The organism is Variovorax sp. V213 (assembly GCF_041154455.1).
Lineage (GTDB): Bacteria > Pseudomonadota > Gammaproteobacteria > Burkholderiales > Burkholderiaceae_C > Variovorax.
Genome location: NZ_AP028664.1, coordinates 2,573,741 through 2,587,574, shown reverse-complemented (window position 1 = coordinate 2,587,574; position 13,834 = coordinate 2,573,741). Strand labels below are relative to the sequence as shown.

The window sequence follows — 13,834 nt, the reverse complement described above, 5'->3', positions numbered from 1 at the left end:
GAGAGCTTGTTGCGAGTTGCCCGATGCGCGGGAGAGCTCGTCTGCTCCGAGGTGACGCGGTTCGATTGTCGGGTGCGGCCTCCGGACCGTGGCGGTGATGCGTCGTGGACCGTGGATCGGCAGCTTGACGTTCAGAGGATGAACCACAAAGCGAGCAACACAAGCAAATACGAAGACACCAGGAGCGCAGCGAACTGTGTGGATGAGAAGTCTGCGTCATCTTCGCGCAGCAAGTTCATGAAGAAGTTTCCCGGTAGCAGGTTGCGCGGTTCCATATGCGTTCTCCAGTGAGGTGGTCGACTGGCGCCGCCTGTTTGCCCGTCTTGGACAAAGCGTTTCGCCGTGAAGTCACTGTAGAAACTGCCCCGCACGCGCGCATGAGCGGTATGCACCCTTCTGCAGGGAGACAAATGCCCCACCGCTTTCTCCGTCGGCCATAGCGACGCGCTTCGGCCCGCAACCCACACACTCGATGGCTTGGTGGCAAAGCCGGCGTTTACCAGCCTGGGGTCCGCTCGAGCGACTGAGTGAAGGTGAAGCGGAAAGGGGGGGCGATCGCCGCGGAGTGGTTCAAACGCTGAGCGCTCAACTACTGGATATTTGGCGATTGCCAGATAAGCTGCCCAAAAAGGAAATGCCCTGCTACCTTTTGAGTAGCAGGGCATCCAGAGGCCTTGCGGCTTGTAGTGGCTCCTCGACCTGGGCTCGAACCAGGGACCTACGGATTAACAGTCCGGCGCTCTACCGACTGAGCTATCGAGGAACAAGCCTCAGATTATAGCGTGATTTTTTGGGCCTTTCGAGTGCGCCCATCCGGCCGCGATAAATTTCTGAAAATCTTTTGAACTCGTGTTCAGAGCGACACGCTCAACCCAAGGCGCAGCGTGCGCGGCGCTCCGGGAAAGAGATACACGTGGCCGAACTGGTAGGGCGATTCCTTCCAGTAGCGGCGGTCGAACAGATTGTCGATGGCGAGGCTCCAGCTCGTCTGAACGCCGCGCAGCCTGGTGTCGTAGCGCAGCATCGCATCGACGCGCGTCCATGAGGGCAGGGCGATCGAGCCGTCGGGCAACACGTTGCGCCGGCCCTCATGCGACAGCTGTCCCAGCAGCTCGAGACCGGGCACCGAGGCCACGCGGTAGCCGGCCTGCACGCGCAGCACCTGCTTGGGCACGTTGGTGGGCGACTGGCCGTTGGTCGCAGGCTCGGCGATGCTGCCGCGGCGCTTGGCATCGATCAGCGTGACGCTGCCGCCTAGACGCCAGGGCCCCGTGTTCCATTGCGCGCCCGCCTCGAGTCCGCGGTGCACCGCGCTGCCGTCGTAGCGGCCATCGCAGGGCGTGATGAAGAGGCGGTTGCAGGCATCGAGGTTGGTCATCGGCCGCTTGATGTCGAACCACGCGAGCTGCCAGTTGAATGCATCGCCGCCGCCCTTGAGTCCCAGTTCCCATTGGCGCGACGTCAGTGCGGGCAACGCCTGGCCTGCGTTGCTGTACTGATCGCTCCTGTTCGGCACGACCTGTGATTCGACGCCCTTGCCCCAGCTGCCGTAGGCGAGCAGCCCAGGCTGGATCGCGTAGCTGACAGCGACCCACGGCGTGGTCACGCCTTGCTTGTAGCCCGTCGGGTTCGAGCCGTCGTTGCCGATGCTGCTCCGGTCGAGCCGCGTATGACGCACGCCGAACCAAGTGGTGAGGCGGTCGTTCCAGCGGATCGCATCCTGCACCGAGAGCTCGGTCGAGCGTTCGTCGCGATTGGTCTGCGGTGTGACGGCGTCGGGGTTTGGCGGCACCACGGCCGTGGCCCAGACGTTGCCGGTGCCGACGTAGTTGTAGGCCTGGTTCTGGAAGCGGTTGCGCACGCGACTCGCGAGAAGGCCGAAGCCCAGCTCGTGCTTGACGCTTCCCGTCATCACGTTGCCCTTGAGGTTCAGGCTGCCGGCGGTTTGCGTGCGCCGCTCGTTCTCGCTGCGAAAGTCGTAGAAGTCGAAGGTGCCGTCGGAGCAATAGCGGTCGTAGTTGCCTTCGGCGCCGCAGCCGAACGCGTAGGCGAGGCGGTCATCGGACTTGAGCCTTTGCTGCCCGATCTGCGCGCTCCAGCGCCAGTCGGCATTGAGCGCCTGGCTGAAGCGGACGCTGCCGGTCAGCGCATTGAACTCCGAGGGCTGCGACCACGGCTGGTTGTTCAAGTTGACTTTTGGATCGACAGGCGCGGGCAGCGTGTTGCCCAGCAGGCTGAAGCCGTTCTGGCTCGGCTGCGTCTTGTGGCTGCGCTCGATCTCGAACTCGAGCACCGAATCGCGCGTGATGCGCCAATCGCCCGCGAGCGAGAACATGTTGCGGTTGCCGTCGAGGTTGTGCGTCAGCGGCTTGAGGTTTTCGTTCGCCACGTTGAGGCGATAGCCGAACTCGCGGTTGGCACCGAAGCGGCCACCCAGGTCGATCGCGCCGAGCACGCTGCCGCGGCTGGTGGTTTCGAGGCGCAGCGTGCGCAGGTCCTGCTCGGTCGGCCGCTTCACGACGTAGTTGACCAGCCCGCCTGGCGCGCTGGTGCCGGCCTGGATGCCGCTGGTGCCGCGCAGGATCTCGATGCGCTCGTTGTTGTCGAGCGGGATCGATGTCTCGGCGCTGATCGGCAAGCCCTCGCGCCGGTAGTTGAAGCGGTTGTCCAGCACAAAGCCGCGCACCGTCAGGTAGTCCCAGTAACCGGCCGAGTTGTAGGCATCGGTGACCGAGGAATCGAACTGTGTGAGGTCTGCAAGCCGGCGCGCGCCGCTCGCGCGAAGCTGTGCGCTGTCGACCACTGTGGCCGAGAGCGGCAGTTCGCGCAGTGGCACATCGCCGAAGCCGCTCACGTCGGCTTGCGGTGCGGCGTTGCTTTCGTTCACCGTGACGGCAGGCAACTCGGTTTGCTGCTGGGCATGCGCGCCGCAGGCGGCCAGAAGGAAAGCGGCAGCCACTGCGTGCGAAACGGGTGACAGCGGCCATGCGGGAAAGGGGATTTGTTTTGTCATTCTGTTCTTTGGGTCAGGCGGAGGCTGCGCCCATGGCGGCCATCCATTGCGCGGCCGTGGCCTCGGGATCTTCTGCAGTGACGAGCGCGCGTACCACGGCCACCGAGCCCACGCCCGTGGCAAGCACCTCGGGCAGGCGCACCGCATCGATGCCGCCGATTCCCACCTGCGGATAGCCGCGCAACAGCCGCGCATAGGCCGCAAGCCGTGCCACGCCTTGCGGGGCCGTCGCCATCTTCTTGAGGGTGGTCGGGTACACCGCACCCATGGCGATGTAGCTCGGGCTCACCGCATCGGCACGCACCATCTCGGCATAGCCATGGGTGCTGACGCCGAGGCGCAGGCCCGCATCGCGGATCTGCCGAACCTGCGTCGTTGAGAGCGCATCGAGGTCTTCCTGGCCCAGGTGCACGCCGTAGGCGCCGGCGGCGATGGCCGTCTGCCAGTGATCGTTGATGAACAGCAGCGCATCCGTGCCACGGACGGTATCGACAGCTGCACGCACTTCGCGCTCGATGGCCGCCGCGTCGTCCGACTTGAAGCGCAATTGCACCGTGGGAACGCCCGCGCGCGCCATGCGGCCGACCCATTGCGCATCGGGCAGCACCGCATAGAGGCCGAGCCGTTGGGGGCAGGGCGCGAAGGCATCGTCGCGCGCCGCGGGGGGGAACGCGCGCAGGCCGAAATCGGCCGGCGTCTCCGGCCATTGGCCGGCATCGAAGCTGCCCGTGCGCAATGTCTGCGCCTGCCACGCCCGCGCAAGGCATTCGGCGTCGATCTCGATGAAGCCGAGCGCCGTGCAGGCCTGCTTCGCGCCGCGATACACCGGATCGTCCGAGGAAAAGCTGCTCGACGAAATGGCTGCGGCCGTGATGGCGCCGAAGCGCAGCCCGTGGGCCGCGACGATGGCATGCACCACGGCACGGGAGTCGGTTGAAGCGCTCATGGTGCGTGATGCCAGAAGGGCGTGCCGAGCACCGGTGTGCTGGGCTGCGCGGAGTCCTGCGCGGCCATGGCGCCGGCGCGGCGGGCGGCGCGACCGGCCTGTACGGCATCTGCGAAGGCACCGGCCATCGCCACCGGGTCTTGCGCCAGCGCCACTGCGGTGTTGAGCAGTACGCCGTCGTAGCCCCACTCCATGACCTGGCAGGCATGCGAAGGCAAGCCCAGGCCCGCATCGACCAGCATCGGCACGCTCAATCGCTCGCGCAGCAACTGCAGCGCGTAGGGGTTGACCGGTCCGCGGCCGGTGCCGATGGGTGCGGCCCAGGGCATCACGGCCTGGCAACCGACATCGACCAGCCGCTGGCACAGCACGAGGTCCTCGGTGCAGTAGGGCAGCACCTGGAACCCGTCGCGAATCAGCTGCGACGCGGCATCGACGAGGTTCAGCGTATCGGGTTGCAGCGTGTAGTCGTCGCCGATCAGTTCGAGCTTGATCCAGGGCGTGTCGAAGAGCTCGCGCGCCATCTGCGCCGTGGCGATCACTTCCTGCACGCTGTGGCAGCCGGCCGTGTTGGGAAGCACGGGCACCGCGAGCCGGCGCAGCAGTTCCCAGAAGCCGTTGCCGCTGTCGCTCGTGCCGGGGCTTGCCGCTTGGCGGCGCAGCGAGGCCGTGAGCATGGCGGGCCTGGCGCGCTTCACCGCGGCTTCGAGCAGGTCCGGCGATGGGTACCGCGCGGTGCCCAGCAGCAGGCGGCTGTGAAAGGTCTGTCCATAGAGAACCAGCGGATCGTTGTCCAGCGCGGAAGATGTGGTGGTCATGGTGTGTGTTGTCTCCATCTCTGTGGGTCGTTTGGATCAGCCGCCGGTCACGGGGCGGATCACTTCGATGCAGTCGTCGGGCTGCAGCGCGCGCCCCGCGTGGGCCGAGCGCGGCACGAACTCCCGGTTCACGGCCACCGCGAACGGCGGCACGGCATCCAGTGCGGCGAGCGCGTCGACCACCGTGGCGCCGTCCGGCAGCGTGAAAGGCTTGTCGTTGATCAGGACGTTCATCGTCATGCTTGGGATGTCTCCAGGCCAAGGGTCTGCGCAAGCGCCGAGCGGCCGTGCACGAGCAGCTCCATGGCGGCATCGAGCACGGCCGGCGCGATCATGAAACCGTGGCGGTACAGGCCGTTGATCTGCAGCACGCGCGGGTGCGGCTGGCGAATGGCGGGCAGGTTGTCGGGCAGCGTGGGCCGGCACTGCGTCGCGATCTCCAGGATGCGAGCCTCGGCGAAGCCGCTGTGAACCGCGTAGGCCGCGCTCAGCAATTCGAGCGTGGAGCGCACGCTGGCGGGCGACATGTCGTCCGACTCGATCTCGGTCGCGCCGATCACGAACACGCTGCCGGGCTTGGGTGCGATGTAAAGCGGATAGCGCGGATGCACCAGCCGCGTGGGCCGCTGCAGCGCCACCTCGGGCGCATGCACGCGAATGACTTCGCCGCGCACGCCGCGCAGCGCATTCCACTGCGGGCGGGCGCCAAGGCCGCGGCAGTCGATCACCCAGTCGGGCTGGCCCGGCGTGCCTGGAGAAAAATCGCCTGGCGCGCGCGGCGACTGCCAATGCAGTTGCACGTTGGGGCTGGCTTGCAGCGTGGCGAGCAGTGCGGAAAGCAGCGCGCGGTTGTCGAGCTGGCCTTCGCCCGGAAGGAACAGCCCTTGTGCGAAGCGCTGGCCCAGCGAGGGTTCCAGTGCGGTGATGCCGGAGCCGTCGAGCGCTTGCATCGCGGCGAGTTCGGGCACCTCTGCACCGGTGCGGGCCAGCACGCGCGCGAGCCGCGCCGCTTCGGCGGCGTCCTGCCGGTGCCACAGCACCAACGTGCCTTCGCGTTGGAAGAACACCGGCTGCGCCAGTGGTGCCAGCAGTTCAGGCCAACGCAACAGTGCGTACTGCCCCATGCGCACGACAGACACCGGAGCCACGGCCGATTCGGCCAGCGGCGCGAGCATGGCGGCCGCCACGCGCGCGGCGGCGCCTTCGGCCTCCGGGTTGCCCGCTTCGAACAGGTCGACTCGGCAACCTGCCCGTGCAAGCGTGACCGCGAGCAGGCGACCCATGAGGCCCGCGCCGAGAATGGCGGCGCATTGAAATGGGAGGCTCATGGCTTTGCTCCTTCCCCCGCTGGGGGAAGGCTGGGATGGGGGCCGCCAGGGCGCCCGATGGATACGCCGCTCGCCCCCACCGCAGCCCTCCCCCGGAAGGGGCGGGAGCAAGGCGAGGCCAGTCGCCGATAATTTTCGGCATGACCCAAGCACTTTCCGACGACGCGCCGCAAGCGCCCCTGCGCTATGCGCGCGTGCTCTCGATCGCCGGCTCCGACAGCGGCGGGGGCGCCGGTATCCAGGCCGACCTGAAGACCTTCGCGGCGCTCGGCTGCTACGGCATGACCGCCATCACCGCGCTGACTGCGCAGAACACGCTCGGCGTATCCGGCATCCACGGCGTGCCGGCGGCATTTCTCAAGGCGCAGATCCAGGCCGTGGTCGAGGACATCGGCGTCGATGCGGTCAAGCTCGGCATGCTGCATGCGCCCGAGGTGGTCGAGGTGGTGGCCTGGGCCATCGATCACTACCGGCTGCCCAACGTGGTGCTCGACCCGGTGATGGTCGCCACCAGCGGCGACCGCCTGATTGCCGCCGACACGGTACAGGTGCTGGTGCGCGAGCTGTTTCCGCGCGCCGTGGTGGTGACGCCCAATCTCGACGAAGCGGCGTTGCTCGTCGGCCATGCCATCGACGGCATCGATGCGCTCGATGGTGCGGCCGACGAGCTGTTGGCGCTCGGCGCGCAGGCCGTGCTGCTCAAGGGCGGCCATCTGCCGGGCGACGAAGTGGTCGACGTGCTGCTGGCGCGCGGCGGCGCTCGCAAGCGCCTGGCCTCGGCCCGCATTGCGAGCCGCAACCTGCACGGCACCGGCTGCACGCTGTCGTCCGCGATTGCCGCGCACCTGGCGCTGGGCGCGGCGCTGCCCGAGGCCGTGGAACGCGCGCGCGCGTTCGTGCTCGGCGCCATGGCGGCCGGTGCGAATGTCCGTGTCGGTGGGGGGCACGGTCCGCTCAACCACGGCTTTGCACCAGTGCCGACGCACCGCCTGCCGTTGTAGATGTGGGCTTGGGCCGGCTGATCCAGGCCAGCACGAAGGTGGCTGCCAGCGTCGGCAGCGCCGAGCCGAATTGCGGGGCCCACTTGGCGCATGCGTGGTAGGCCGCAATGCCCGCAATCCAGATCAGCGCCGCGCCCAGGTCGACCCGGCGCGCGCCCACCGATGAGAGGGCCTGGCCCGTGCCCAGCCGTCCCAGGATCACGCCATAGAGGGGCACGAACACCGAGCTCAGCATCAGCAGGAACGGCTCGAGCGTGTGCATCGGCAGCACCAGCGCCAGCGCGGTGCACAGCGCCGCGAGCAGCAGGCCCCAGCGCCGCACGCTACAGCGTGGCAGCAGGCTGTGGGTCGACACCGAGCCCGAGTACACGTCGCCATAGGCGTTGTCGAGTTCGTCGATGAGGATCAGGCCCAGCGCCACCAGGCCCCCTTGCGCGAGCAGCAGGGCGGTGACCAGGCCCGTGCCCGGCTCCGCCACGCTCACCACCATCACGCCGAGCGCATAGCACCAGATGTTGGCCAGCGCGTAGCCGATCCAGGTGCCGCTGAAAGCGCTGCCCAGGCCGCGCTGTCCGTTGGCGTTGCGTTTGCCGTGGCGCGCATAGTCGGCCACCAGCGGCAGCCAGGACACCGGCATGGCAATCACCAGATCGAGTGCGCCGAACATGCCCATGCCGCCATCGCCCGGCCGGGCCCAGAAGGCGTCCAGTCCCTTGGCCTGGAGCCGCGTGGCGAACTGCCAGGTGAGCCAGAGCAGCGACAGCACCACCAGCGGCAGGCCGAAGCGGCTCACGAAGCGCCGCACCAGCTTGACCATGGAGCCCGCCAGCAGTGCCAGCAGCACCGCGCCCCAGAGCAGCGTGGTGAGGGCGCCGCCCAGCGGCCCGCCGAGCGCCAGGCCGAACGCCTGCTGGCCGATGGCTTGTGTACCCTCGCGCATGATCACGAGCTCGAAGGTGGTCCAGCCCACCAGCTGCACGATGTTGAGCAGCACCGGCAGCCGCGCGAAGGCGCTGCCGCAGGTGGCGTGCATCAGCCCGGCGCTGGCCAGGCCGCTTTCGCAGCCCAGCCGCGCGGTCCATGCCAGAAGGCCGGCGCCGAGCAGCGAGCCCAGCACGATGGCGATGGCCGCGTCGCGAGTGCCCACGGCCGGCACCAGGTAGGCGCCGATCTGCATCACCAGCAGCCCCACGCCCAGGCTGAACCAGAGCGAGGCATGGTCGTGCCAGCCGAACACGCGCTGGGACGCGGGCAACGGCGTCAGCGCCTCGTTGGCGGAAGAAGATTCGTTGTCGTCATGTGCCATCCAGTTGCTCCAGTGCAAAAGGTTTGGCAGGTGGGCGAGGCTCCGGCGGCGGAGCCATCGCGCGAGACAACGCGACAGGCCGCCGGACCAGCTTCCCTGCGCGAGGATTACCTCGGACCTCCCAAGTAAACAAAGGAGGCGCAATCAGGTTCAAAGGGACTTTCTCAGCAGGGACGGCGAGCCGCCCAAGCACCCCTAGCGAACGGGTATTTTAGGCTCCCACGCCGCGAGCGACTCGAAAAGTTGCGGCCAACGGCAGAATTCGGCGGCCGATTCAACCGCTAGCCGCCGCTCGCCTGAAGCCGCCGCGAGCCTAAAATGTTTCTCCCTGTAATCAGCGGGAGCGGCAGTGTTGAATGCCTTTGCCGACGCGCAACTCGCTCGCGCACGGCGCGATCGCCGGCTGGTGGGGGCGTGCCTGGTGCTGCTCGTTGCTCTCGCGTGGCTGTATCTGGCGATCATGGCCGATGCGACGGCAGCGATGGAGAGCCCGCTGCACAGCTCGCGCGCGATGTGGCTGATGCCGATGGGAGAGTGGGGTGCGCGGGAGTTCGCGCTCGGCTTGGCCATGTGGACGGTGATGATGGTCGGCATGATGGTGCCGAGTGCGGCGCCGATGCTGTTCGCCTACCTGAACGTGTGCCGCTCGCGGCCTGGGGGGCTTTCGCCGATCGCAGCGACGGCTGCTTTCCTGCTCGGCTACCTGCTGGTGTGGGGCGGCTTCAGCGTGGTTGCAACCACCGCGCAATGGGCGCTGCACGCGACCGAGCTGCTCGGACCCACGATGCGCAGTTCCAGCGCCTCGTTGAATGCGCTGCTGTTGATTGCGGCGGGTGTCTACCAATTTCTCCCCATCAAGAACGTCTGCCTGTCGAAGTGCCGGCTTCCCCTCGGCTTTCTGCTCACCGAGTGGCGCGACGGGTGGACCGGCGCGGTGAGGATGGGCCTGCGGCATGGCGCTTTCTGTGTCGGCTGCTGCTGGTTGCTGATGGCGCTGCTCTTCGTCGCGGGTGTGATGAACCTGCTGTGGATCGCGCTGCTGTCCGCCGCCGTGCTGGTGGAGAAGGCGCTTCCCTTCGGGCGCCAAGCCGCGCGCGTCGTCGGCGCGTTGATGATCGCGGCGGGCCTGGGGGTCCTGGTGCTGGGCTGAGGCCAGGCTCGCGTCCTGGAAATTCGACCCGCCGGTGCCTATACTTTATGTGGGGCTGGGTTGCGTGGGCGTTGGCTGTTTCAGGCGGCCGAAGGAGACGACGATGACTTGGCAGATGGATGCGACGATGCTCGAGATGTGCAGCTGCAAGGCGTTGTGCCCGTGCTGGCTCGGCCCGGATACCGTTCCGGACGAGGGTTGGTGTGCTGGCGCGTTGCTGATCGACATCGAGAAGGGCGCGATCGATGGCCAGGACGTGGGTGGCTGCCGTGCCGCGCTCGCGGCCTGGTGGCCCGGCAATTTCTTCGCCGGCAACGGCACCGCCCGCTTGTACCTGGACAGCAGCGCCAGCGATGCGCAGCGCAGCGCGCTCGAGGCTGTGTTTTCGGGCAAGAAGGGCGGCATGTTTGGTGCCGTGCTCGGGCCAGCCGTCACGAAGTGGCTGCCCGCAAAGAGCGTGCCGATCGACATTCAAGGCGGCGACGTGCGGTCTTTCTCGGTGGGCGACGTCGCCAAAGGCACGCTCACCCGCTACAAGGACGGCGCGGGCAACACCGCAACGGTGCAGGGCACGGCGGCGCAGGGGGCCTTCCAGAGCACCTCGATGGAGATTGCGAGCGCGAAGGGTACGCGCTGGACCGAGCCCGATGTGCGCGACTGGGAAGGCGACTCCGGCACGCTGCACAAGGTCCGCTGGGCCGGCTGAGCGGCGCGGGCCTGTCCGCGTCCTACGTCTTTGCGAGCCTGCGCGCAAAAGCTTCCAAACCATCGATGACGACCTGGACATGGCGCTCGAAGCTGCTGTCCAGCGGCATGGTGCTGCCGTTGTCCCAGCGCACGATGAAGGCCTGGTTGGCCAGCAGCGGCAGGTTGCGCGCGAGCACCGGGTGATCGAGCGGGCGAATGGTGTGCACGCGCTCGCGCAGTTCCTCGGCCCAGGCCTGGGTGTTGTCCGAGGGCAGGGGGGAGAACTCCATCGTCACGAAGCCGAGCATGGCTGCGATCACGCAGTTGTAGGCCTCCAGCAGCGGCTGTCCCTCGAACCCGGCCTCGACCAGCGCCGCGAGCACGCCTTCGACCAGTTCGATGGGCAGGCTGCCGTTCGACACCAGTTGCGCACCCAGCAACTGCGCCACGTTCGGGTGGCGGCGCACCGCAGCGCGGCAGCGTCGGAACAGTTGCGCGATCCAATCCTGCCAGGCCTGCTTGCCGGGCGGCGGCGTGACGTCGGCCATCACCATGGCGGCCACTTCGGCGAGTAGCGCCTCGCGCGTGCTCACATGCCAGTGCACCGTGGCCGGATAGACGCCGAGCCGTGCCGCAATCTCCCGCATGCTGAATGCGCCGAGGCCGAACTCGTCGATGTGCGCCAGGGCGGCTTCGGCGATGCGCCGCTTCGACAGCGCGCCGCCGCCGACGGGCCGGCCGGGGGGCCTGGGTTTGGGCTCGGAGGCATTTTTCTTCATGGATGCGGCCATTGTGCGGCGGTGAAATTGATTGTATAAATAATATTAATTGATCACTGATCAATTAATCGAGCCAGAAAGCCGGTTCGCCTCCCTTTCCAAGGACCCGTCCATGACCGACGCCGCAATCGACCAAGCCCTCGCCCAGGCGTATCAACGCTTCACTGACGGCAACCCCGCGAGCCGGCGCCAGTTCGAGGAGCAGGCGCGCTACATGCCCGGCGCCAACAGCCGCTCGGTGCTTTTCTACGCGCCGTTTCCGCTCACCATTGCCAAGGGCGAGGGCGCTGCGCTCTGGGATGCCGACGGCCGCCGCTATGCGGACTTCATCGCCGAGTACACGGCCGGCGTCTACGGCCACTCGGCGCCCGAGATCCGCGATGCGGTCATGGAGGCGATGCAGGGCGGCATCAACCTCACGGGCCACAACCTGCTCGAAGGACGGCTCGCGAAGACGATCTGCGAGCGCTTTCCGCAGATCGAGCAATTGCGCTTCACCAACTCGGGCACCGAGGCCAACCTGATGGCGCTCACGGCCGCGCTGCACTTCACGGGGAGGCGAAAGATCGTGGTGTTCTCGGGCGGCTATCACGGCGGCGTGCTGGGCTTCGGTGCCAAGCCTCTGTTGACGACTGTGCCCTTCGACTTCCTGGTGCTGCCCTACAACGACGCGCAGGCCGCGAGCGAGCAGATCGCCAAGCATGGGCCGGAGATCGCCGCGATCCTCGTCGAACCGATGCAGGGCGCGAGCGGCTGCATTCCGGGGCGCCTGGACTTCCTGCAGTCGCTCCGCGATGGTGCCACGCAGACCGGCGCACTGCTGGTCTTCGACGAGGTCATGACCTCGCGCCTTGCGCCGCAGGGCCTCGCCAACAAGCTCGGCATCCGGTCGGACCTCACCACGCTGGGCAAGTACATCGGCGGCGGCATGTCCTTCGGCGCCTTCGGCGGGCGGGCGGACGTGATGGCGCAGTTCGATCCGCGCACCGGCGCGCTCTCGCACTCGGGCACCTTCAACAACAACGTGATGACCATGGCGGCCGGGTACGCGGGCCTCACGAAGCTGTTCACGCCCCAGGCGGCGGGCGTCCTGGCCGAGCGTGGCGAGGCGATGCGGGCGCGGCTCAATGCGCTGTGCGCGAAGGAAGGCGTGGCCATGCAGTTCACCGGTGTCGGCTCGCTGATGAATGCGCATTTCGTGGGGGGAGAGGTGCGGCGCGCGGACGATCTGGCAGTGGTCGACGGGCGCTTGCGGCAACTGCTGTTCTTCCACCTGCTGGGCCAGGGCATCTACGCTTCGCCGCGCGGTTTCGTCGTGCTGTCGCTGCCCTTGTCGGACGCGGACATCGACCGCTTCGTCGCCGCCATCGGCAGCTTCATCGGCGAGTACCGGGCTCTGCTGCCTAGCGCGAAGTAGTGCCAGCCACACCCAGCAGCTCGTGCAGCCGCGTGCTGGTGGTCGTGTACTGCAGCGGCACGGCCTTGCCGGGGAACACGATGGCGGTGGCGCCCCAGGCGGCCAGCGTGGCCTCGTGGAAGCCGCAGACGATGAGCTTCTTCTTGCCCGGGTAGGTGTTGATGTCGCCCACCGCGAACACGCCCCGCTCGCGGGTTTCGTACTTCTCGGTGTCGACCGGCACCTGCTTGCGCTCGAGTTCCAGTCCCCAATCGGCAATCGGGCCGAGGCGCGGGGAAATGCCCAGGCAGGCGATCAGCACATCGAGCGGCAGGTCGACCGTCGTTGCGTCGGGCGTGGTGATCTGCAGTTGCTTGCCGTCGAAACCGGTGGGCTGGCCGACCTTGAAGGCCAGCTTGCCCGCGGCCGCGAGGGCGCGCATCGCAGCGATATTCGCCTCATCGGCCTGGAAGCCGTCGCGCCGGTGGACCAGCGTGACCTGCTTTGCGATGGTCGTGAGCGCAACAGCGGTTTCGAGTGCGACATCGTCGCCCCCGTTCACCACCACCGTCTGACCCGCAAAACGGTCCAGCGAATCGGGGTGATAGAAAAGCGAAGTGCCTTCGAATTGCGCGATGCCCTCGACCGCGATGCGCTTGGGCACGAAGGCGCCGACGCCGGCTGCGATAAACACCGTCTTGGCCAGGAAGGCCGTGCCGGCGGAGGTGGTCAGCAGCAGGCGGTCATCGGCTTGCCGGGCGAGGGTGGCCACCTGCTCGCCAAAATGAAACTGCGGCTTGAACGGCGCCACCTGCTCCAGCAGCGATTGCGCAAGGCCACGTCCGCTGGTGACCGGTGTGCCGGGAATGTCGTAGATCGGCTTGTCGCCATAGAGCGCCACGCACTGGCCGCCCGCGGCGGGCAGTGCATCGACGATGTGGCAGGAGATCTCGAGCAGGCCGAGCTGGAAGGCCTGGAACAGCCCGACCGGTCCGGCGCCGATGATGAGGGCGTCGGTCTCGATCGGATCGGCTGGCGTGCTCAGCGCACCAACTCCCCGATCTTGTCGGTCTTGTCTTTCCACTCTTCGGCGTCGGGGAGGGCCGGCTTGCGCTTGGTGATGCTCTTCCAGCCATCGGCCAGCGCGAGCTCGGCATTGAGCTTGATGAAGGCGATCTGGTTGGCCGGAAGATCTTCTTCAGCGTAGATTGCATTGACCGGGCATTCGGGAATGCAGACCGCGCAGTCGATGCACTCGTCCGGGTCGATCACCAGCATATTGGGGCCTTCGCGGAAGCAATCCACGGGGCATACGTCCACGCAGTCGGTGTATTTGCAGCGGATGCAGGCTTCGGAGACGACGTGGGTCATTTGTCTTCTAACGTCAGTGTGAGGTCGGGGAAAACCCCA

At 67.3% G+C, this 13,834-nt stretch carries 14 protein-coding genes and 1 tRNA gene; 4 read left to right on the top strand and 11 right to left on the bottom strand.

Annotation, left to right across the window (positions count from 1 at the left end; genetic code table 11):
• Positions 1 to 131: 131 nt before the first annotated feature.
• The 7 genes from ACAM55_RS12310 to ACAM55_RS12280 all read right to left on the bottom strand — a co-directional run bounded on the left by ACAM55_RS12310 (position 132) and on the right by ACAM55_RS12280 (position 6,105).
• Complete coding sequence (locus ACAM55_RS12310) at positions 132 to 275, bottom strand: hypothetical protein (RefSeq protein ID WP_369656262.1); 144 nt, start codon at positions 273 to 275, stop codon at positions 132 to 134.
• Positions 276 to 687: 412 nt separating this feature from the next.
• Positions 688 to 763: transfer RNA gene (locus ACAM55_RS12305), tRNA-Asn, on the bottom strand.
• Positions 764 to 853: 90 nt separating this feature from the next.
• Positions 854 to 3,013, bottom strand: a complete 2,160-nt coding sequence (locus tag ACAM55_RS12300) for a TonB-dependent siderophore receptor (RefSeq protein ID WP_369656261.1) — start codon at positions 3,011 to 3,013, stop codon at positions 854 to 856.
• A 13-nt stretch (positions 3,014 to 3,026) separates the two neighbouring features.
• Positions 3,027 to 3,959, bottom strand: coding sequence for a thiamine phosphate synthase (gene thiE / locus ACAM55_RS12295; protein ID WP_369656260.1), 933 nt, complete (start codon positions 3,957 to 3,959; stop codon positions 3,027 to 3,029).
• Positions 3,956 to 4,777, bottom strand: a complete 822-nt coding sequence (locus ACAM55_RS12290) for a thiazole synthase (RefSeq protein ID WP_369656259.1) — start codon at positions 4,775 to 4,777, stop codon at positions 3,956 to 3,958. Before ACAM55_RS12290 ends, thiE begins: the two co-directional genes overlap by 4 nt.
• A gap of 36 nt (positions 4,778 to 4,813) precedes the next feature.
• The gene (thiS, locus tag ACAM55_RS12285) at positions 4,814 to 5,017 is read right to left on the bottom strand and encodes a sulfur carrier protein ThiS (protein ID WP_369656258.1); all 204 of its coding nucleotides are present in this window, start codon (positions 5,015 to 5,017) and stop codon (positions 4,814 to 4,816) included.
• Positions 5,014 to 6,105, bottom strand: a complete 1,092-nt coding sequence (locus ACAM55_RS12280) for an FAD-dependent oxidoreductase (RefSeq protein ID WP_369656257.1) — start codon at positions 6,103 to 6,105, stop codon at positions 5,014 to 5,016. The genes thiS and ACAM55_RS12280 overlap by 4 nt, the downstream gene beginning before the upstream one ends.
• Positions 6,106 to 6,245: 140 nt before the next feature.
• Here ACAM55_RS12280 and thiD point away from each other — a divergent pair, with 140 nt between their 5' ends.
• Positions 6,246 to 7,106 (top strand): bifunctional hydroxymethylpyrimidine kinase/phosphomethylpyrimidine kinase, encoded by an 861-nt coding sequence (gene thiD / locus ACAM55_RS12275; RefSeq protein ID WP_369656256.1) that lies wholly within the window; start codon positions 6,246 to 6,248, stop codon positions 7,104 to 7,106.
• Here thiD and ACAM55_RS12270 read toward each other — a convergent pair.
• Entirely contained in the window at positions 7,060 to 8,412 is a 1,353-nt protein-coding gene (locus ACAM55_RS12270; RefSeq protein WP_369656255.1) for a cytosine permease, read from the bottom strand. The genes thiD and ACAM55_RS12270 overlap by 47 nt on opposite strands.
• 349 nt (positions 8,413 to 8,761) lie before the next feature.
• Between ACAM55_RS12270 and ACAM55_RS12265 the strand changes: the two genes are divergently transcribed.
• A complete protein-coding gene (locus ACAM55_RS12265) occupies positions 8,762 to 9,562 on the top strand; it encodes a DUF2182 domain-containing protein (RefSeq protein ID WP_369656254.1) in 801 nt (266 codons plus the stop codon).
• A 103-nt stretch (positions 9,563 to 9,665) separates the two neighbouring features.
• A complete protein-coding gene (locus ACAM55_RS12260; RefSeq protein ID WP_369656253.1) occupies positions 9,666 to 10,268 on the top strand; it encodes a DUF1326 domain-containing protein in 603 nt (200 codons plus the stop codon).
• Positions 10,269 to 10,290: 22 nt separating this feature from the next.
• On the opposite strand, the gene ACAM55_RS12255 is transcribed toward ACAM55_RS12260, so the two are convergent.
• Positions 10,291 to 11,028: a TetR/AcrR family transcriptional regulator gene (locus tag ACAM55_RS12255; RefSeq protein ID WP_369656252.1), complete on the bottom strand. Its 738-nt coding sequence runs from the start codon at positions 11,026 to 11,028 to the stop codon at positions 10,291 to 10,293.
• Positions 11,029 to 11,140: 112 nt separating this feature from the next.
• Between ACAM55_RS12255 and ACAM55_RS12250 the strand changes: the two genes are divergently transcribed.
• Positions 11,141 to 12,445, top strand: coding sequence for an aspartate aminotransferase family protein (locus ACAM55_RS12250; RefSeq protein ID WP_369656251.1), 1,305 nt, complete (start codon positions 11,141 to 11,143; stop codon positions 12,443 to 12,445).
• On the opposite strand, the gene ACAM55_RS12245 is transcribed toward ACAM55_RS12250, so the two are convergent.
• Both ACAM55_RS12245 and fdxA read right to left on the bottom strand, forming a co-directional pair.
• Entirely contained in the window at positions 12,432 to 13,508 is a 1,077-nt protein-coding gene (locus ACAM55_RS12245) for an NAD(P)/FAD-dependent oxidoreductase (RefSeq protein ID WP_369656250.1), read from the bottom strand. The genes ACAM55_RS12250 and ACAM55_RS12245 overlap by 14 nt on opposite strands.
• Positions 13,466 to 13,795, bottom strand: coding sequence for a ferredoxin FdxA (gene fdxA, locus ACAM55_RS12240; protein WP_055806301.1), 330 nt, complete (start codon positions 13,793 to 13,795; stop codon positions 13,466 to 13,468). Before fdxA ends, ACAM55_RS12245 begins: the two co-directional genes overlap by 43 nt.
• Positions 13,796 to 13,834: the final 39 nt, after the last annotated feature.

Excerpts from the sequence above, each read along its gene's own strand:
- ACAM55_RS12280 (WP_369656257.1), bottom strand. The coding sequence starts at position 6,105 with ATGAGCCTCCCATTTCAATGCGCCGCCATTCTCGGCGCGGGCCTCATG.
- ACAM55_RS12260 (WP_369656253.1), top strand. The coding sequence starts at position 9,666 with ATGACTTGGCAGATGGATGCGACGATGCTCGAGATGTGCAGCTGCAAG.
- ACAM55_RS12250 (WP_369656251.1), top strand. The coding sequence starts at position 11,141 with ATGACCGACGCCGCAATCGACCAAGCCCTCGCCCAGGCGTATCAACGC.
- ACAM55_RS12255 (WP_369656252.1), bottom strand. The coding sequence starts at position 11,028 with ATGAAGAAAAATGCCTCCGAGCCCAAACCCAGGCCCCCCGGCCGGCCC.
- ACAM55_RS12300 (WP_369656261.1), bottom strand. The coding sequence starts at position 3,013 with ATGACAAAACAAATCCCCTTTCCCGCATGGCCGCTGTCACCCGTTTCG.
- thiS (WP_369656258.1), bottom strand. The coding sequence starts at position 5,017 with ATGACGATGAACGTCCTGATCAACGACAAGCCTTTCACGCTGCCGGAC.
- ACAM55_RS12270 (WP_369656255.1), bottom strand. The coding sequence starts at position 8,412 with ATGGCACATGACGACAACGAATCTTCTTCCGCCAACGAGGCGCTGACG.
- thiD (WP_369656256.1), top strand. The coding sequence starts at position 6,246 with ATGACCCAAGCACTTTCCGACGACGCGCCGCAAGCGCCCCTGCGCTAT.
- thiE (WP_369656260.1), bottom strand. The coding sequence starts at position 3,959 with ATGAGCGCTTCAACCGACTCCCGTGCCGTGGTGCATGCCATCGTCGCG.
- fdxA (WP_055806301.1), bottom strand. The coding sequence starts at position 13,795 with ATGACCCACGTCGTCTCCGAAGCCTGCATCCGCTGCAAATACACCGAC.
- ACAM55_RS12290 (WP_369656259.1), bottom strand. The coding sequence starts at position 4,777 with ATGACCACCACATCTTCCGCGCTGGACAACGATCCGCTGGTTCTCTAT.
- ACAM55_RS12310 (WP_369656262.1), bottom strand. The coding sequence starts at position 275 with ATGGAACCGCGCAACCTGCTACCGGGAAACTTCTTCATGAACTTGCTG.